General features: G+C 57.0%; 14 protein-coding genes. 7 read left to right on the top strand and 7 right to left on the bottom strand.

The window, feature by feature from the left end; translation table 11 throughout:
* Positions 1–110: 110 nt before the first annotated feature.
* Complete coding sequence (locus A15D_RS14720; RefSeq protein ID WP_102792542.1) at positions 111–449, top strand: Spy/CpxP family protein refolding chaperone; 339 nt, start codon at positions 111–113, stop codon at positions 447–449.
* Between the two features lie 142 nt (positions 450–591).
* Here the strand turns inward: A15D_RS14720 and aceF are convergent, their stop codons facing one another.
* The 5 genes from aceF to A15D_RS14695 all read right to left on the bottom strand — a co-directional run bounded on the left by aceF (position 592) and on the right by A15D_RS14695 (position 8872).
* Positions 592–2250: a dihydrolipoyllysine-residue acetyltransferase gene (aceF, locus tag A15D_RS14715; protein WP_102792541.1), complete on the bottom strand. Its 1659-nt coding sequence runs from the start codon at positions 2248–2250 to the stop codon at positions 592–594.
* A gap of 37 nt (positions 2251–2287) precedes the next feature.
* Positions 2288–4960, bottom strand: a complete 2673-nt coding sequence (gene aceE, locus A15D_RS14710) for a pyruvate dehydrogenase (acetyl-transferring), homodimeric type (protein WP_102792540.1) — start codon at positions 4958–4960, stop codon at positions 2288–2290.
* Between the two features lie 203 nt (positions 4961–5163).
* Positions 5164–6006 carry a regulatory signaling modulator protein AmpE gene (gene ampE / locus A15D_RS14705; protein WP_102792539.1) on the bottom strand — a complete coding sequence of 281 codons (843 nt, stop codon included), beginning with the start codon at positions 6004–6006 and terminating at the stop codon, positions 5164–5166.
* Positions 6003–6569 carry a 1,6-anhydro-N-acetylmuramyl-L-alanine amidase AmpD gene (gene ampD, locus A15D_RS14700; RefSeq protein WP_022985012.1) on the bottom strand — a complete coding sequence of 189 codons (567 nt, stop codon included), beginning with the start codon at positions 6567–6569 and terminating at the stop codon, positions 6003–6005. The genes ampE and ampD overlap by 4 nt, the downstream gene beginning before the upstream one ends.
* Before the next feature lie 68 nt (positions 6570–6637).
* Complete coding sequence (locus tag A15D_RS14695; RefSeq protein WP_102792538.1) at positions 6638–8872, bottom strand: DUF1631 domain-containing protein; 2235 nt, start codon at positions 8870–8872, stop codon at positions 6638–6640.
* Between the two features lie 197 nt (positions 8873–9069).
* On the opposite strand from A15D_RS14695, the gene A15D_RS14690 reads away from it, so the two are divergent.
* Both A15D_RS14690 and nadC read left to right on the top strand, forming a co-directional pair.
* The gene (locus A15D_RS14690) at positions 9070–10401 is read left to right on the top strand and encodes a sodium:alanine symporter family protein (RefSeq protein WP_102792537.1); all 1332 of its coding nucleotides are present in this window, start codon (positions 9070–9072) and stop codon (positions 10399–10401) included.
* A 300-nt stretch (positions 10402–10701) separates the two neighbouring features.
* Positions 10702–11544: a carboxylating nicotinate-nucleotide diphosphorylase gene (nadC, locus tag A15D_RS14685; protein WP_102792536.1), complete on the top strand. Its 843-nt coding sequence runs from the start codon at positions 10702–10704 to the stop codon at positions 11542–11544.
* 11 nt (positions 11545–11555) lie between these two features.
* Here the strand turns inward: nadC and A15D_RS14680 are convergent, their stop codons facing one another.
* Positions 11556–12974, bottom strand: a complete 1419-nt coding sequence (locus A15D_RS14680; protein WP_102792535.1) for an O-antigen ligase — start codon at positions 12972–12974, stop codon at positions 11556–11558.
* A 66-nt stretch (positions 12975–13040) separates the two neighbouring features.
* Entirely contained in the window at positions 13041–13472 is a 432-nt protein-coding gene (locus A15D_RS17475) for a pilin (RefSeq protein WP_102792534.1), read from the bottom strand.
* Positions 13473–13895: 423 nt separating this feature from the next.
* Between A15D_RS17475 and pilB the strand changes: the two genes are divergently transcribed.
* The 4 genes from pilB to coaE all read left to right on the top strand — a co-directional run bounded on the left by pilB (position 13896) and on the right by coaE (position 18407).
* A complete protein-coding gene (gene pilB / locus A15D_RS14670; RefSeq protein ID WP_102792533.1) occupies positions 13896–15590 on the top strand; it encodes a type IV-A pilus assembly ATPase PilB in 1695 nt (564 codons plus the stop codon).
* A gap of 2 nt (positions 15591–15592) precedes the next feature.
* Positions 15593–16819: a type II secretion system F family protein gene (locus A15D_RS14665; protein ID WP_102792532.1), complete on the top strand. Its 1227-nt coding sequence runs from the start codon at positions 15593–15595 to the stop codon at positions 16817–16819.
* Positions 16820–16821: 2 nt separating this feature from the next.
* Positions 16822–17697 (top strand): A24 family peptidase, encoded by an 876-nt coding sequence (locus A15D_RS14660; RefSeq protein ID WP_102792531.1) that lies wholly within the window; start codon positions 16822–16824, stop codon positions 17695–17697.
* A 107-nt stretch (positions 17698–17804) separates the two neighbouring features.
* Positions 17805–18407 (top strand): dephospho-CoA kinase, encoded by a 603-nt coding sequence (coaE, locus tag A15D_RS14655; protein ID WP_102792530.1) that lies wholly within the window; start codon positions 17805–17807, stop codon positions 18405–18407.
* Positions 18408–18471 lie beyond the last annotated feature (64 nt).

The raw sequence follows: 18471 nt of genomic DNA, 5'->3' as shown, positions 1-18471 counted from the left end.
GCTCATACCCCCTGCCCTCAGCTTCCACATTCCCTGCATATTCCTTGCAATCTTTACAGTGATACTGACTCCATCAAAACACAGGGACTCATGTCCAGAAGGAGAGCACCATGAAAAAAATCGCTATCGTTGCTGTTGCTGTTTTCGCTATCGCTGGCACCGCGTTTGCTTATGGCCCGGATCACCGGGGTGGCGAACGCATGGTTGAGCACATGACCAAGAAGCTGGAACTGAGCGAAGCGCAAAGTACGCAACTGCAAGCCGTGTTCGATGAGCAGGGTGAAAAAATGAAAGCCTTGCACGATGAAACCCAGGAAAAGATCAACGCTATCCTGACCCCCGAACAGCAGGAAAAAATGGCGGAGATGAAGGAAAAGCGCAAAGACCGCATGGACGATCGCAAGGACAAGGACAAGCGCAAGGAGAAACGAGAGAAGCGCGGCGAGTAACAGGGCGTGGTCGGACGTCTGACGCTAAAGCCTGAAAAGCTTTGAAGATCAATTTGAAGTGACGGGTTTGTCATCCAACGTCAGACCCGCCCAGAACGAAGAAAGCCGGCGCTTGCCGGCTTTCTTCGTTCTGGGCGTACCCCTACAGCAACACCCGCCGCATATCTGACAACAACTGGCTCAGATAGGTGGTAAACCGTGCCGCATCTGCCCCATCAATGACACGGTGGTCATAGGACAAACTCAACGGCAAGGTCAGCCGCGGGACAAACTGATTGCCATCCCACACCGGTTGCATGTCCGAACGGCTCACCCCGAGGATGGCCACTTCAGGCCAGTTCACAATGGGCGTAAACGCCGTGCCACCAATACCGCCCAGCGACGAGATACTGAACGTACCTCCCTTCATGTCCGCAGGGGTCAGTTTGCGATTGCGCGCCTTCTCCGCCAGCTCGCCCATTTCCTGGGCGATTTCTTTCAGGGTTTTCTTGTCCGCATCCTTGATCACCGGCACCACCAGACCATTGGGGGTATCCACCGCAATACCGATGTTGATGTAGTGCTTGTGAATCAGGGCTTCGCCACTGTTCTCAAGAGAACTATTGAAGCGTGGAAACTCCTTCAGCGCCTTGGCACAAGCGGCCACCAGAAACGCCAGCATGGTGAGCTTGACGCCTTCCCGTTCCAGCGCCTTGTTCTGCTGCTTGCGGAAGGCTTCCAGGTCAGTGATATCCGCATTGTCATGCTGGGTCACATGGGGAATGGTCAACCAGGAGCGGTGCAGATTCTGGGCAGACACCTTGCGCAATTTGTTCAGCTCTTCGCGCTCGACATCCCCAAACTGGCTGAAATCGATGTCCGGCAGATCCAGCGACATTCCACCACTGCCGGTTGCCGGCGCGCTCTGTGATTCCAGACGCTGTTTGACCCAGGCATGCACATCCTCTTTGAGGATACGGTCCTTGGGACCTGTTCCCGGAACCTGCCCCAGATCCACGCCCATTTCCCGGGCCAGCTTGCGCACCGCCGGCCCGGCATGAACCGCCTTGCCGGGAGAGTTTGCCGCTGCGGGAATAGCGGTGGAGGTCTGCGCGGGTTTGGCCTGCTCCTGCTTGTTCTGTTCCTGTTTATCGGAGGCACTGGTCTGCGATACAGAAGCAGACGACGTTGCGGTGTTTTCTTTCGCCTCGGGCGCCACATCACCACCGGATACCGCCAGCGTCAGCAAGGGATCACCGGTACTGACCTTGTCACCCACCTTGATGATCACGGACTCCACGGTGCCCGCCTGGGGCGCCGGGATTTCCAGCGATGCCTTGTCGGATTCCAGCACCGCGATCACCTGCTCGGCCTCCAGCACATCCCCTGCCGCCACACTCACTTCGATGATCTCGGCACCATCGATATCACCCAGGTCCGGCACCGTCACGGTTTCCGTGCGCGATTCCGTGCGGCTGGCTGACCTGGCTGGTGCCTCCTCAGTCTCTGCCTGAGGAGCGGTTTCCTGCTCGGTTGGCGTGTCAGTTGTTGCTTCTTCCTGCGACGGGGCGTTGTCGTCCGCCCCTGAATCGGCCTCGACCTCCAGCAGGTCATCCCCTTCCTTGACCCGGTCCCCCACCTTCACGTTGATGGCAGTGACCTTGCCGGCTTTCGGAGCCGGGACTTCCACTGTGGCCTTGTCGGATTCCAGTACCACAATGGTATCTTCCGCAGCGATGGTATCGCCGACTTTTACGCTGATCTCGATGACGTCAACAGGATCACTGCTGCCCACATCGGGAACCTGAATCTTCTCACTCACACCAGTCTCCTTTTAGTGAGATTGTCTTGAGGTGCGATCAATGCATCACCGGATAGGGTTTATCCGTGTCGATGCCATATTGTTCGATGGCCTGCTTCACTGTGGCGGCATCCACCTTGCCTTCCTTGCGCAGCGCGTTCAGCGCCGCCAGCACCACGAAGTGACGGTCCACCTCAAAGAAGTGACGCAACTTCTGGCGCGAGTCACTGCGGCCGAAGCCGTCGGTGCCCAACACGGAGTAAGGGGATTTCACCCAGGGACGAATCTGGTCGGCAAAGCTGCGCATGTAATCGGTCGATGCGATCACCGGGCCTTCGCGGCCATCCAGGCATTTCTCGACCCAGTTCTGCTCGCGCTCGCTGTCCGGATGGAGCAGCTCATCACGGTCTTTCTGGATACCTTCACGACGCAGTTCATTGAAGCTGGTGACGCTCCACACGTCCGCCGCGATACCAAAGTCCTCGCGCAGCAGCTCGGCGGCAGCCTCCACTTCTCGCAGGATAGTGCCACTGCCCAGCAGCTGAACCCGTGGCGACTTCTTGGTCTTGCCCTTGCCTTCGCGCAGCAGGTACATGCCGCGGCGGATGCCTTCTTCGGCCCCTTCCGGCATGGCGCCATGCACGTAGTTCTCGTTCATCAGTGTCAGGTAGTAGAAGACTTTTTCGTTGTCTTCGTACATGCGCTTGAGGCCATCGTGCAGGATCACCGCCAGCTCGTAGCTGTAGGTCGGATCGTAGCTGACACAGTTGGGGATGGTGCCCGCCAGAATATGGCTGTGGCCATCCTGATGTTGCAGGCCTTCGCCGTTGAGCGTAGTACGGCCAGCGGTGGCACCCAGCAGGAAGCCTCGGGCCTGGCTGTCACCTGCCGCCCAGGCCAGATCGCCGATACGCTGGAAGCCGAACATGGAGTAGTAGATGTAGAACGGAATCAGGGCAAAGTTGTGCACGCTGTAGCTAGTGGCCGCTGCCAGCCAGCCTGACATGGCCCCCGCTTCGTTGATGCCCTCTTCCAGGATGCGACCCTTTTTGTCTTCGCGGTAATACATCACCTGGCCAGCATCTTCCGGCTCGTACTTCTGACCGCCGGAAGAATAGATGCCCAGCTGACGGAACAGCCCTTCCATCCCGAAGGTGCGGGCCTCATCGGGCACAATCGGCACCACCCGGTCGCCAATCTGCTTGTCCTTGATCAGCGCACTCATCATGCGCACGAAGGCCATGGTGGTGGAGATTTCGCGATCACCACTGCCTTCCAGAAAACTGGCAAACACATCAAGGCCCGGAATAGTCAGCGCCTGACTGGCCTGCTGACGACGCACTGGCATGTATCCACCCAGCTTGTTGCGCTGTTCATTCATGTAGCGCAGTTCCGCTGACTCAGGGTCCGGCCGGTAGTAAGGCACGTCCTTGAGTTGCTCGTCGGTAAAAGGCATGTCGAACCGGTCGCGGAATTCCTTGAGACTTTCCAGATCCAGCTTCTTCATCTGGTGGGTCTTGTTCACCGCCTCACCAGCACCGGTGGCATAGCCTTTTACGGTCTTGGCCAGAATCACGGTGGGACGCCCGGTGTGCTTGGTGGCCTCATGGTAAGCCGCGTACACCTTGAACGGGTCATGGCCACCACGGTTGAGGCGATAGATGTCCTCGTCGGACATGTGCGCCACCAATTCCTTCAGCTCCGGATAGGCGCCGAAGAAATGCTCGCGGGTGTAGGCGCCGCCGTTCTTCTTGTAGGCCTGATACTCACCATCCACGCACTCTTCCATACGGCGGCGCAGCAGGCCCTGGTTATCTTTTTCAAGCAGGGGATCCCACAAACGCCCCCAGACCACCTTGATCACATTCCAGCCGGCACCACGGAACACGCCTTCCAGTTCCTGAATGATCTTGCCGTTACCCCGTACCGGGCCATCCAGACGTTGCAGGTTACAGTTGACCACAAACACCAGGTTATCCAGCTTCTCGCGGCCGGCCAAAGCCAGCGCACCGAGGGATTCCGGCTCGTCCATCTCGCCATCGCCCATGAAGGCCCACACCTTGCGGTTGTCCTTCTGGATCAGCTCGCGGTTCTGCAGGTACTTCATGATGTGGGCCTGATAGATGGCCTGGATCGGCCCAAGCCCCATGGACACAGTGGGGAATTGCCAGAAATCCGGCATCAGCCACGGGTGCGGGTAAGACGACAGACCCTGCCCGTCCACTTCGCGACGGAAATTATCCAGTTGCTCTTCGCTGATACGCCCTTCCAGATAGGCCCGCGCATACACGCCCGGCGCCGAGTGACCCTGAAAGAACACCAGATCCCCTTCGTTTTCATCGCTGGGGGCCCGGAAGAAATGGTTGAACCCCACGTCATACAGGGTGGCCGACGAAGCGAAGGAAGCAATATGGCCACCCAGTTCATCGTCGTTGTTCATGTTTGCACGCATCACCATGGCAAGCGCATTCCAGCGCACCAGGGAACGGATACGGCGTTCCATGAATACATCACCGGGAATGGAGGCTTCGTCTTGCGGGGAAATGGTGTTGAGGTAGGGGGTGTTGAGATGGGTACGGTGGATGCCCTGTTCCTGGGCTTCGTTGGCAATGACGTCGAGAAGCCAGGCAGCCCGTTCCGGGCCTTCCCGCTCGACCACTGATTCCAGTGCGTCCAGCCATTCCCGTGTTTCAGCGGGATCCATATCATCAAAAAAACTGCGTTTCTGCATGGGCGTGCGTCCTTTTTCGCGTAGCCAGGCGGCCTTGCAGGATCACTGCAAAACCGCAAAAAAACCCAAGGGTGTCTGGGCCGAGCGGATCACTCGTTGTCATTTATACTAGCCGGGGTGACCGGCGGGTCAAATGACGAAAAGCATCAGTTTTCATGGCGTTAGACTAGTGCGAGCGTCACTGCTGCACCATGCGACCAAAGTCAGGCCAGCAATACCCAGAGCGCACAGGCGATCAACCAGATCGCCACGCAGCGCAACACCAGGCCCTGTAATTCTTCCATCGGCTGCATGCGCTCAAGCAATGAACTCTGTTCGTCAATGGGACTGAGGTCCGATGCGGCCCGGGCAGCATCCAGCAGCAGGCTGGCAGCAGCCTCGTCGCTATTGGCCAGAGAAAACCAGCGATGCCGCATGCTATCCATGACAGCGGCAAAATCCCCCGCCAGCGCCATGCTAAGCACCAGTAACCGTTGCACTGGCCAGCTCATCCAGCGATGCAGGGTCGCGATCGCAGAGGACTCCACCCCAACCCGTTGCAACCAGGCCTGATTCATCACCCACAGAAAGGCCCCGGGCAAACCCAGCACCATCAACCAGAAGATCACCGCAAAGACACGAAACTCACGCGCCAGGGCACGCTCGGATAATTGCTCTTGATAGGCCGTCTCGGTGGGATCGCCTGTCACACCAAATTCTTCACTGGCCAAGGCAGCGAACCCTTCCGGGTCATTCATGCGTCCCCGCACCAGAAGCTCATCCACATGCCGAAACTCACTTTGCCCGCCCATTAACCAGACAAGCACCAGCAGAGCTATCAACAACCACAGCCACTGCGCCCAGAACCCCTGTAACGCACCCCCCAGCAACGCCAATAACACTGCCGGCAGCAACACCGCCAGTAGATAGAGCAAGGGCCCATTACCCAACCGGTTACCCAGACTCTGAAGCCATGTCTGGTGACGGCTTCGCAGCGTAAGCCACTGAGGCCAACTGACTTCCAGACGACGCAATCCCAGCACCAGAATCAACACCAGAAACTTCATGCCATTTCCTCCCTGAAACGGACCAGATCGTCACGGTAACGGGCCCATTGAAATGCCGGGCCTGGATCAGTTTTTCGCCCCGGCGCGATATGTTCATGGCCTGTGATGCGCGGGTCAGTGATCGCCGGATAGTGTTGCTGGAGCAACACGGTGAGCGCGGCCAGCGAGCGGTACTGTGCGGCTTCATAGGGCACCGTATCCGCCCCTTCGAGCTCCACCCCAATAGAGTAATCATTGCAGTTGTCGCGCTGTTCAAACTGCGACACTCCCGCATGCCAGGCGCGTTTGTCACAAGGGACAAACTGCAACAGGCTGCCATCGCGACGAATAAGGAAATGGGAGGAGACCCGCAGCTCATGGATTTCCCGAAAATAGGGGTGCGCATCCGGGTCCAGCGCGTTGTTGAAAAGCGCCGGAATCCAGGGGCCACCGAACTGCCCCGGGGGCAGACTGATGTTGTGGATCACCAGCAGGGAGATATCGTCGGGGTCGGGACGATCGTTAAAATTGGGAGAGGGGCACCAATGTGCCTGATCCAGTCGATGTCCGGTGAGGGTAAGCACCCGCGCCAACTCCTTGTCTGCAATGACGGGTGTCAGCGGCGTGCGGGAACCCAGGCAGGCACTCCCGGTTAGTGTTGCATGCCCGCCTGCATCTTGCGCAAATCACCGATGACAGCTTCCAGGGCCCGGTCAAACAGGGCACCTTCCTCAATGAGTTTAGCAGTCCCTTCATGCAGGGCAACGGCAAGGCTGTAAGCAGAGAATTCCTGCACCTTGATCCCCCTGCGGTTAGTGAAGACCAGTTTCACGCCAGAACGGATATTGGCGGCCAGCTTGGCGCGCCGGGGCTCATTCCCCTCCAGCAGCTCGATCCACTGGCCAGGGGCCAGCTGGGAGGCCTTTTTCACCAGGAAATGATTCTCGGGCAGGCTGGCCTTTTCCGGTTCAGGCTCGGCAACGACCTCGGGGGCAACCGCTACCCGTTCTGTCTGGAGCCCTTTCAACAACTGCTGGTGCACATCGCGGAAGGACACCAGCAACTGGCGGGTTTCGGCTTCGTCGTAGCTGATGCGGACCAGCCCGGCGTGCAGTGTTTTCAACAGTTTCGGGCTGAGCGCCTTGAGCTTTTCCAGTGCCGCCTGATCACGGTGTTCCAACACACTCCAGACCACCGCATCCACCACCTTCACCTGCTGCTGCCATTCGCTGCTGTCATCCCCCTCACGTAGCCATGTCAGGTACAACACCTGCTGCCAGCCCTGGCGGAGCAATCGCACCACCACATCCGGCAACTTGCGGCCCGCCATGCGCTTGTCCAGCACGGCGACCACTTCATGGCGGGCCTGCTCTGCGCGGGCCTTGCCTTCTTCCGCTTCGCGAACACGCTGCTCCACCTTTTCAGAGCGAGACTTCTGCCCATCGAAAAATTGCTGAAATTCCTGCAAAAGGGAGGAAAACAGGCTGGCATCGTCCTCGAAGTCGTCAATGATTCGATGAACTGCCTGATTAATCCGCTGATACAAATCATCCTGGATCCCTTGCTGGGGATCCCACTGACAGCCCGCCCGGGCAAGCATGTTGAGCAGCTGCCGCGCTTCGTGATTGTCATTGCTGAAAAACGACTTGTCGGTGATGGCCACTTTCAGCAGCGGAATCTGCAAGCGCCCCAACAATGCCTTGATATCCGACGGCAAGCCATCGTCATCCAGAATGAAGTCAAACAGCATGGACACCAGATTAATGACATCATCATCCGCTTGATCCAGCGCATGAATGGCTTCGCCATGCTCGGTGTCGAGCATCTCGGACAGGTCTTCTTTCAGGGTGACCCGCTCACCATCCTGTTCATCCAGGCTACGCTCTACCCGCTGCAAGCGGTTTAACACCCCCAGCAGGTCATCAGAACTGACCTGGTGAACCGAGGCAGGGTTGGCGACTGGCGCACCGTTCAGGTAGGGAACGCCATTTTGCATCACCGCCATGGGCGCATTCACGGCTGCGGCGTTACCCGCACCACCGCCAGAAGGGGCAACACCGCCCTGCATGCCACGCATGGTGACCAGCAGCTCTTGCAGCAAGCCGAACATCTGATCGTTCATCTGACCACCACCCAGGGTGGCATTTTCGCCGGGCTCAGCAGATCGGCCCAGCGAGCGGCTTCCCGGTTTGCGAGCTGGCGCAATCGGGGCGGACTTCATGTCCGGCAGGACACCGGCATCAATCAACACCTTGTTCGCCTCCGACACCATAAAGCCAGTTTCCGCCATCACTTCGCGCTCAAACAGCTTAAGCACAATCAGGCGAGCCTTAATGTCGATATCCAGTTTTTCCAGGCCCTCGTTAAAGGCCGAAACCAACTGGCGGGGCTCCAGCGGGTTATTCTTCTCAGAAAGGGAGACCTTGCCTTCCAGCAAATACTCCATTCGGTGAGTAAGCACTCGCATCTGCTCATCGCAGCCATTGCGGGCACGGCGCGCCATATTATCGAGCGCAACCGAGGTCTCCAGCTCGTCCTCATTCACCAGGCTAAGCGACTCCAGATCCACAGGGGTATCCAGTGCCGAAGGCGTCTCCGGCTGCTTCTTGAGGTTCTGAAACTGGTTGCCCAGGGACTGACGAAATCCGGTTTCCAGGCCGGCTCGCTGAATACGCAGCTCGCGCATGGCTTCGAAATAACGCTCACGCTCACTGTCCGTTTCTTTTTCGGCCAGGTCATAGAGCGCATCATCAGCGCCATCCAGCATGTCACTCAGATAGGCACACACCAGCTTCAGGTAGCTATCACGGACCTTTTCCAGCGGACGCGGCAGCTGGCTTGGCGCCGCCTTACCGGTCACAGGCGTGAGCTTGGTGACATTGGACATGGAACCCCCAGCGATGAACCCGCTTCATTGGGACGATTGTTTTGATATTTATACCGTATCACACAAACATGAATACGAATTTTGAACTAGTTGGCACATATACCAAAGTATAGGCCTGACATCCTGGCGCGCCAACGCTTTCCATGCCCGTCGAATTCCCCTAGCCTAAGGCTTTTCAGGGGTTCTGGACGATAGCCATGGATGCAGCAGTTACAATTCTCAAACAGATAAGTGGTATTTTGTGGGGATGGCCGGCGCTCATCCTCATCGCCGGCACCGGCATCTACCTGACACTGGTTCTTCGCTTCCTTCCCCTGCGCCAGCTGGGCTTTGGCTTTCGCCAGATGTTTGGCCCCCAGACAGGGGTTGGCACCATTGGCGCCAGCGCCGCTCTGGCCACCTCTCTCTCAGCCACCATCGGCACCGGCAATATTGTCGGGGTTGCCACCGCTATCCACTCTGGTGGCCCGGGCGCACTGGTCTGGATGTGGCTGATCGCCCTGGTCGGCATGGCCACCAAATACGCGGAAGCCGTACTGGCCGTGCATTACCGCGAAAAAGACGCTGCCGGCCAATATGTCGGCGGCCCCATGTACTACATTCAGAATGGTCTCGGCCGAAACTGGCGCTGGATGGCCCTGGCCTTTGCGGTGTTCGGCATGCTGGCAGGCTTCGGCATCGGCAACAGTGTGCAAGCGAACTCGGTGGCACACGGGTTAAGTGACAGCTTTGGCCTGCCCACCTGGGTCACCGGTGTCACTCTCGCCGTGCTGGTCGGCCTGGTCGTACTGGGCGGCATGAAACGGATCGCCACGGTGGCCACCTTCATCGTGCCTTTCATGGCACTGGCCTACCTGCTGGCAGGCCTGATCGTGCTGGTGGACCACGCCAGCGCCATCCCTGATGCCTTGGCGCTCTGCTTCGAAAGCGCGTTTACCGGGACAGCCGCGGCAGGCGGGTTCGCCGGTGCACTGGTGAAAGAAGCCATTCGCTTCGGGGTTGCCCGGGGCATTTTCTCCAATGAAGCCGGCCTTGGCAGCGCGCCCATCGCCCACGCCTCTGCCAACACCGATCACCCGGCCCGCCAAGGCTCCATCGCCATGCTGGGCACCTTTATCGATACCATTATCGTCTGTTCTATCACCGGCCTCGCCATCGTCTCCACCGGGGTCTGGACCAGTGGTGCAGAGGGGGCTCCGCTCTCGGCCATGGCGTTTTCTGCCACCTTTGGCGATGTTGGCAATGCCATTGTGGCCTGCAGCCTTGCCATCTTTGCCTTCACCACCCTGTTGGGCTGGAGTCTTTATAGTGAGCGCTGTACCCAGTTCCTGTTCGGCCCCAAGGCCGTTATGCCGTTCCGGGTCGTCTGGGTTATCGCCGTGCCGCTTGGCGCCATGGTCAGCCTCAACTTCGTCTGGGCGCTGGCCGACATCATGAATATCCTGATGGCGATCCCCAACCTCATCGCACTGCTGTTACTGTCCCCCATTGTGGTTCAGCTCAGCCGGGAGTTCTTTGCCAAACGGTAAGAGCAGGCCCCGTCGGACGTCTGAAGTCGGACGTCCGACGCTAAATCGCCCCTCGCTCCTGTGGGAGTGGTCGTGTGACCACGATACGCTTGGCGCTCTTCGCGGTGGCTCCCACCACAGCTCAGACACACCACCAGACAAAGCCGATTAACACCCGCGCCCGTCACTGGTATCCTCACCGCCGCGCCCTTGCCCCCAGCAACGAACACGCCCTTGCTTGCTGGAGGGCCCCTCTCCGGTGTGCTGAAGAGGGACAGGGAGAGGGCCGCTTTTTATGCCAACCCCGAGAGACACGCCGCCATGACCCAACCCCTGCCCGAATACCTCCGTGATGACATCGCCCGAAATGTGGCCTTTGCGCTGGAAGAAGACATTCGCGAAGGGGACATCACCGCCCAACTGATCGACGATGACAGTACCAGTGAAGCCACCATCATCACACGAGAAAGCGCCGTCATGTGTGGCTCCGCCTGGGCTGATGAGGTGTTCCGCCAACTGGGTGACGTTCAACTCCAATGGCACGTGACCGACGGTGACCGTCTCACTCCTGACACAGCCCTATGCACTCTCAGCGGCAATACCCGCCAGATCCTTACCGGTGAGCGCACCGCCCTGAATTTCCTGCAGACCCTGATGGGCACCGCCACCGCCGCACGCCGCTACGCGGATGCCGTCGGTGGCTCCCGGGTCACCATTCTGGACACTCGCAAGACCCTTCCCGGTCTTCGCGCCGCCCAGAAGTATGCCGTGCTGTGCGGCGGCTGCGACAACCACCGCATTGGCCTGTATGACGCCTTTCTGATCAAGGAAAACCACGTCACCGCCTGCGGTGGCATCACCGCTGCCATCGAACGGGCACGGGCACTGTCACCGGACAAGAAAATCATTGTAGAAGTGGAAACACTGGAAGAGTTACAGGAAGCCGCAGAGCTCAAGCCAGACCAGATCATGCTGGATAACTTCAGTGCCCAGATGCTGGCCCAGGCAGCCCAAATGGCCACCTCATCTGCACTGGAAGTGTCTGGCAACCTGACAGTGGAGAACGCCGGGGGCTTGCCCGCCGGCCGTGACTGGTTCCTGTCCTCCGGCGCACTGACAAAGCATGTTCAGGCGGTGGATCTATCGTTACGGCTCCACCGCTAACGGCTCTCGCTTCATCTGTACTCTCCGCGGTCAATAAGTCCTGTTTTGTCGTCCAGACGAATCCCCCCCTGAGACCAGAAACGAGGGCCATCTCCCCCGTAATTCTGACGAGGCTCAAAATCTATCAGCCGAGGAAGATCCCTGACCGTTACCGCCACCAAAACCGCCAGAGATGCCGTCAGCATCAACCCCATCACGCCTGCTCCCAGCCTCCGCCCTCCAACAGCGCCAGCGCCATCATGGAGTTTAACGCACGAGAACGCGGCACCAGCCAAAACCGCCAGCCACAGCTGCAAATATGGCATAACAACAACACCACTCACCATGGAATGAACCAGAAGCGCGGCCAGTGACATCAGCACGCTGTAGGCAGTAACGTCCCTGCTCGAACGAGTTTTCAACAGATAAGAAGCACAGTGGCCCGCAGCAATAAGCAGCAACACAAACACGACTAGAGCAAACGGAAACCCCCACTCATACACCAGTTGCACAAGCGCATTGTGAGGATGGGAAAACGGAAAGGTGAAGTCACCGGCGTAAGACATGGGACCTCTGCCGAGCCAGGGAAAATCGGCCGCCTTTTCCATCGCATCCAACCACATACCGATACGCCCAGACGAGCCATAAACCAAAGCATCTGGACCTCGCCCTTCATACGGAACGCCCAGCCAATCAGCCAAAAAATAGAAGATAGCGATAAAAAAACCGAACCCCAGAGCGCCTGCAGACCCAAGCACCAGCCCCCACCGGCGACCAAGAGGCCCTAGACACACTGAAACCATCAGTACGGTAGTGATAGACAGCCAGGTTCCTCGTGTTTCCCCCAGCCAGACCGTGATCCACCAAATGACCAGCAAGACATATGAGAGCCTTTTCCACCGAGGGTATGTTTGCATCAAAACCAGACCGGCCAACAATGGCAAACTCAAGGTCTGGAACTGACCCAGCCAGCGCAGATTCTCAAAACCGTCCAGCAACGCTCTGGCATAAAGTTTCGCACCCGATAGAAAAGCACTGAGTAGTGACGCCAGAAACTGGGTACACAAGAATGCCACCACAAACGCCACCAGGCAGAACAACACCTGCAGACGCTCCGGCTTGTCCTGAAGCGCCAAAATCATATACAACATCACGGCCCATAAGCCGTGCCAAAGCGCAAATTCCGTCAATGCCCAGGGCAGACTGAAAGAAGCTAGAACACAGAGCCAGCCCAAGCCCCAGAGCAACCAAAGCCCTAGATAAATCCCGCCGGCCAGCACAGCTTTCCGGGAACGTATCGCCTGCTGACAAAGCCCGAGAATTGCCACCGCAAAGGCCATAATCTGCAAAACACGCTGCTGATCATGCCAGCCCAGGCTCGGGAAGAGATCGATTGTAGGGGCCACCGCCAACACAGCGACCAACAGAAGATAAGGAAACCCCAAATGCACTTGCAGCCCCTTCAAAACAAAAAAAGCGGGCCGAAGCCCGCTTTCATGAAACCCGGTTAGGCAGTATTAGCTGCACTGACCCGGACGGTATTTGGCATCCATACCACCAGTGCCACAATCCCAAACGCCATCACCGTCACGAGACATGGTCAGCACTTCACCCAGAACGGCAGGATTTGCGTTCTTGATGGTGCAGGCGATGGTGCCAACACCGGTAGCAGCGGTGTACGTGATCGCCAGATCACAGTAAGAGCCAGAGTTTGCTTCCTGACCGATAAAGCCAGCGTCGGTACGGACCAGAGAAGGCGTCTTGCCTTCGTTGACCATCAGCTCAAACTGGGTTTTCAGCGGAGCAACTTCGGCCAGAGCAGAAGAGGCCTGAGACTTGGCAACATAATCCTGGTAAGCCGGGATCGCGATAGCCGCCAGAATACCGATGATGGCAACAACGATCATCAGTTCGATAAGGGTGAAACCCTGTTGCATTTGCTTCTTCATGTGGTTTTCTCCAACTTTTGGCAAATTATTATGTTGAGCTCACCCTTGGCGAGCATCTGTTGTTAACCAATGCACAGACTGGGCCAACTTTTTTCGTAGTCCGACTATCAGTCCCAACCCCTTGTAATTAGGCCACCTGTCACCCCAATCGCCTTCGCCAAGCCCACTCGATACAAAAGCAGCCCAAAAGCATTTCACGTCAACTACTGACGCTTTGCGTCACCCTCTCTGCCTGGATGGACAATTTACGCCACCTTTAAACGGGAAAACGCAACCCGAGCAAAGCTCACCCTCTCACTGAGCATTATGTCGCAAGATCCTGATTTAGCGACATCCGGGCTTCCCAGTACAGGCCACAACCGGTATGTTACGAAAAAAGTGTTGGGTTAACCGACCACACCAAAGATAAAGAAGCAGGTTGCCATGACTACCTTTACCGGCTTACCAAACAGATTGATCCAGCAGGGGTTACTGGAACCTGAAGCCGCACAGCAATACCTTCAGGAGGCCAGGCAGGAAAAAGCCAGCCTGGTCCGCCATCTAGTGAAAAGCGGCGCATTATCCGCCCGGCAGGTCGCCCTTGCCGTGGCAGAGGAATTCGGCGATCCGATTCTGGACCTGAGCACCTTTTCACAGGACAGTCGCGTCAAGGATCTGGCCGACCCCAAACTGATATCCAAACACCACGTCTTACCGCTGTTCCGCCGCGGCAGCCGCCTGTTTGTCGCCGTTTCTGACCCGACCAACCTTCCGGCCCTGGAAGAAATTCGCTTCAATACTGGCCTGAACATTGAGACCGTCATTGTAGAGGAAGACAAACTCTCTGACTGGATCGAAAAACTGGAGTCAGAAGCAGAAGGCGAGGCATTTGGCGATCTGGACGAAGGCCTTGATGATCTGGACATCAGTGGCGGGGAAGAAAAAACCGATGAAACCCAATCCGGAGCAGATGATGCACCTATCGTACGCTTTGTGAACAAGCTTCTTCTCGACGCCATCAAAGGCGGCGCCTCTGACCTGCATTTTGAACCTTACGAAAAAACCTACCGTGTCCGCTTCCGTCAGGATGGTATCCTTCAGAGCGTGTCGAAACCCCCTGTCAATATCGCCAGCAAGATATCCGCCCGCCTGAAGGTCATGTCTCGGTTAGATATCTCTGAACGACGGGTTCCTCAAGATGGCCGAATCAAACTTAAGATTTCCAAGAACCGGTCCATCGATTTTCGGGTGAACACCTGTCCAACGCTATTCGGTGAAAAAATCGTACTGCGAATTCTGGACCCAGAATCCGCCAAGATGGGGATTGATGCCCTCGGCTACGAGGATTTTCAAAAACAACTCTATATGGATGCCTTGCATAAACCCCAGGGCATGATTCTGGTAACTGGCCCAACCGGCTCAGGTAAAACCGTATCCCTGTACACCGGGGTAAATATTCTCAATACGCCTGAACGGAATATCTCCACGGCCGAAGACCCCGTGGAAATCAACCTCGAAGGGGTTAATCAGGTCAACGTTAACCCCAAACAGGGCATGGATTTCGCCTCAGCCCTTCGGGCATTTCTTCGCCAGGATCCCGACGTTATTCTGGTGGGGGAGATTCGAGATCTGGAAACCGCCAACATTGCCATCAAGGCGGCGCAGACCGGCCACCTTGTGCTCTCAACACTCCACACCAACAGCGCCCCAGAGACTCTGACACGCCTCAGAAACATGGGGGTGCCGTCATTTAACATTGCCACCTCTGTGCTATTGATTATTGCTCAACGTCTGGCACGACGATTGTGCGACAATTGCAAGACCAAGGTTGAAGTGCCAGAACAATCGCTGCGTGAGATGGGATTCACTGAACAAGATCTTGAGAACAGGTTTACTGTTTATGGCCCACAGGGCTGCGAAAAATGCAAGAACGGGTACAAAGGGCGAGTTGGCGTCTACGAGGTGGTGAAAATCACCGACGGCATCGCCCGTATTATCATGGAAGAAGGGAACTCCATCCAGATCGCTGACCAGTGCCGGGCAGAAGGGTTCAATGACCTTCACCGTTCCGGTCTGTTGAAGGTCATGCAGGGAGTGACGAGCCTGGAAGAAGTTAACCGTGTAACCAGCGGACATTAATTATGGCGACGAAAGCAGCAGAACAAAAAACAGCCACCTTCGTTTACGAGGGCACAGACCGCCAAGGCAAGAAGGTCAAAGGGGAAACCTCTGGTAAAGGCCCGGCACTGGTGCGTGCAGAGCTGAGAAAACAGGGGATCAACGCCAAAAAAGTCGTCAAGAAACGTGAAATCAGCATCGGCGGAAAAAAGAAGATCAAGCCGATCGATATCACGATTTTCACTCGGCAAATGGCGACCATGATGAAAGCCGGTGTACCACTGGTCCAGGCTTTTGAGATCGTGGCCGATGGCCTCGATAACCCGTCAATGAAAGACGTCGTACTGAAACTTAAAGCCGAAGTCGAAGGCGGGAGCAACTTTGCTGGCGCCCTGCGCAAACACCCTGCGCAGTTTGATGATCTGTACTGCAGCTTGATTGACTCTGGGGAGCAGTCCGGCGCCCTGGAGACCATGCTGGATCGAGTCGCAATCTATAAGGAAAAAAGCGAAGCGCTAAAACAGAAGATCAAAAAAGCGATGAAGTACCCGGCAACCGTTGTGGTCGCCGCCGCTATCGTTACAGCTATTCTTCTGCTCAAGGTCGTACCGGTATTTGAGGAACTGTTTCAGGGCTTTGGTGCCGAATTACCTGCATTCACACAATTCGTGATTAACCTTTCCGAAGGCCTTCAGGATAATTTCCTGTTTATTCTCGTTTTTCTTATCGCCTTTGTGATGGGCTTCAGTGAACTGAAAAAGCGCTCTCCTGCTTTTCGAGATGCACTGGACCGAATTACGCTCAAACTCCCTATTGTTGGCGACCTTGCGTTCAAGTCCACCATTGCCCGTTATGCCCGCACCCTTTCAACCACCTTTTCTGCAGGGGTTCCCCTGATTGAGGCACTTGACGCTTGTGCCGGGGCTACAGGGAACGTGGTATACCGGAACGCGGTTCTAAAGGTTAAGGAAGATGTCTCAACTGGCCAGCAACTTCAATTTGCCATGCGCTCTACAGGCGTCTTTCCTGCGATGGCATTACAAATGACCGCCATCGGTGAAGAATCCGGTGCACTCGATGCAATGCTCGAGAAGGTCGCTATCTACTATGAAGAAGAAGTAGACAACGCCGTCGACGGCCTGACCAGCATGATGGAACCTCTAATCATGTCCGTGCTGGGGGTACTTATCGGTGGCCTGATCATCGCTATGTACCTGCCGATTTTCCAGATGGGGGCGGTAGTAGGCTAAAAATGGATAACCTTTCCTTGTTCCTTTCTTCAAGCCCAACCTTGCTGGTTGGGCTTTGTGCTTTTTTTGGGCTTCTGGTCGGCAGTTTTCTGAATGTGGTGATATACCGCCTGCCTGAGATGATGATGCGCAGCTGGCGGCATGAGGCGCGCGAGATTCTCGAATTACCCGAAGAACCGGACAACGAGATATTCAATCTGGTGACCCCGCGTTCGCGCTGCCCCAAGTGTCAGCACGCCATTGCCTGGTACGAAAACGTACCGGTTGTCAGCTGGCTAGTGTTAAAAGGCCGCTGTCGCGGCTGTGCCACTCCCATCAGCAAACGCTACCCCCTTATCGAGCTAGTCAGCGGCCTTCTCGCTGGCATCTGTGCCTGGCAGTTTGGCTATGGCGGATGGCTGGTATTCACCCTTGCGGCGACGTGGACTCTGTTGGCCGCGGCCATGATTGATGCCGACACGACCCTGTTGCCGGATGACCTCAACTACCCTCTGCTCTGGGCTGGCCTGCTTGCTGCCCTGCTGGGCATCTCGCCCGTGTCCCTGCCTGATGCCGTGATTGGCGCCATGGCAGGCTACCTCTCCCTTTGGAGCGTGTATTGGCTGTTCAAACTGCTAACCGGGAAGGAAGGCATGGGGTACGGGGACTTCAAACTGCTCGCGGCTCTCGGCGCCTGGGTGGGCTGGCAGTACCTGCCGCTGATTATACTGCTCTCATCGGTGGTCGGTCTTGTCTTCGCAGTCGGCGCCATGATCTTTGCTGGCCAGAAACGCACCCAGATCCCCTTCGGCCCCTACCTCGCCACGGCCGGCTGGATTGCCCTGCTGTGGGGCGATAGCATTGTCAGCTCGTATCTGGGGATGTTTAAGGTCGGTTGATACTCGCCCTCCTCCCCCGTGTAGGAGCCATGCTTGCATGGCGATCCGGGCATGCCATGCAAGCATGGCTCCTACAAAACAAAAAGTGAGAAGACCAAGGAAATGTCATGTTTGTTGTAGGGCTCACCGGCGGCATTGGCAGTGGCAAAACCGCCGCAACGGATTATCTGGCCCAGCTGGGCATTACCATTGTGGATGCGGATCTGGCCTCGCGGGTGGTGGTGGAGCCCGGTCAGCCGGCATTGCAGGCGATTGCCGAGCGTTTTGGCAACCATGTGATCGCGAAAGATGGCGCGCTGGATCGACGCGCGCTGCGCGAAATCGTGTTTGCCGACCCGGACGCACTCAAGGCACTGGAAGGCATCACCCACCCGGCCATTGGTCAGGAACTTCGCAACCAGATTGCCGCCAGCAAGTCACCTTACACCGTGCTCGTTTCTCCCTTGCTGTTCGAGACAAGCCAGAAAGACCTGGTGCAGCGCACCCTGGTCATTGATGCTCCTGCTGAACTGCAGGTGAAGCGCACCATGGCCCGGGACCAGGTACCCGAAGAGCAGGTTGCGGCCATCATGAAGGCTCAGTTGGAACGGACCCAACGGCTGGATCAGGCGGACGATGTCGTCGAGAACCATGGCTCGCTGCAGAGGCTACATGACCAGTTGGATGTGCTACACAAACTTTATCTGGATCTGGCCAGCAATCATTCGTAGGCTGAAACGCCTACGGGCTTCGCTGGCAAGCACTTCGCAACGGCGGAGATCGGCTCACGCCGAT

The sequence above is a fragment of the Alcanivorax sp. MD8A genome (assembly GCF_002888555.1).
GTDB lineage: Bacteria > Pseudomonadota > Gammaproteobacteria > Pseudomonadales > Alcanivoracaceae > Alcanivorax.
This window is presented reverse-complemented; position numbering and strand designations above follow the sequence as displayed.

Excerpts from the sequence above, each read along its gene's own strand:
- A15D_RS14720 (WP_102792542.1), top strand. The coding sequence starts at position 111 with ATGAAAAAAATCGCTATCGTTGCTGTTGCTGTTTTCGCTATCGCTGGC.
- aceE (WP_102792540.1), bottom strand. The coding sequence starts at position 4,960 with ATGCAGAAACGCAGTTTTTTTGATGATATGGATCCCGCTGAAACACGG.
- ampE (WP_102792539.1), bottom strand. The coding sequence starts at position 6,006 with ATGAAGTTTCTGGTGTTGATTCTGGTGCTGGGATTGCGTCGTCTGGAA.
- A15D_RS14695 (WP_102792538.1), bottom strand. The coding sequence starts at position 8,872 with ATGTCCAATGTCACCAAGCTCACGCCTGTGACCGGTAAGGCGGCGCCA.
- A15D_RS14690 (WP_102792537.1), top strand. The coding sequence starts at position 9,070 with ATGGATGCAGCAGTTACAATTCTCAAACAGATAAGTGGTATTTTGTGG.
- nadC (WP_102792536.1), top strand. The coding sequence starts at position 10,702 with ATGACCCAACCCCTGCCCGAATACCTCCGTGATGACATCGCCCGAAAT.
- A15D_RS17475 (WP_102792534.1), bottom strand. The coding sequence starts at position 13,472 with ATGAAGAAGCAAATGCAACAGGGTTTCACCCTTATCGAACTGATGATC.
- pilB (WP_102792533.1), top strand. The coding sequence starts at position 13,896 with ATGACTACCTTTACCGGCTTACCAAACAGATTGATCCAGCAGGGGTTA.
- A15D_RS14665 (WP_102792532.1), top strand. The coding sequence starts at position 15,593 with ATGGCGACGAAAGCAGCAGAACAAAAAACAGCCACCTTCGTTTACGAG.
- A15D_RS14660 (WP_102792531.1), top strand. The coding sequence starts at position 16,822 with ATGGATAACCTTTCCTTGTTCCTTTCTTCAAGCCCAACCTTGCTGGTT.
- coaE (WP_102792530.1), top strand. The coding sequence starts at position 17,805 with ATGTTTGTTGTAGGGCTCACCGGCGGCATTGGCAGTGGCAAAACCGCC.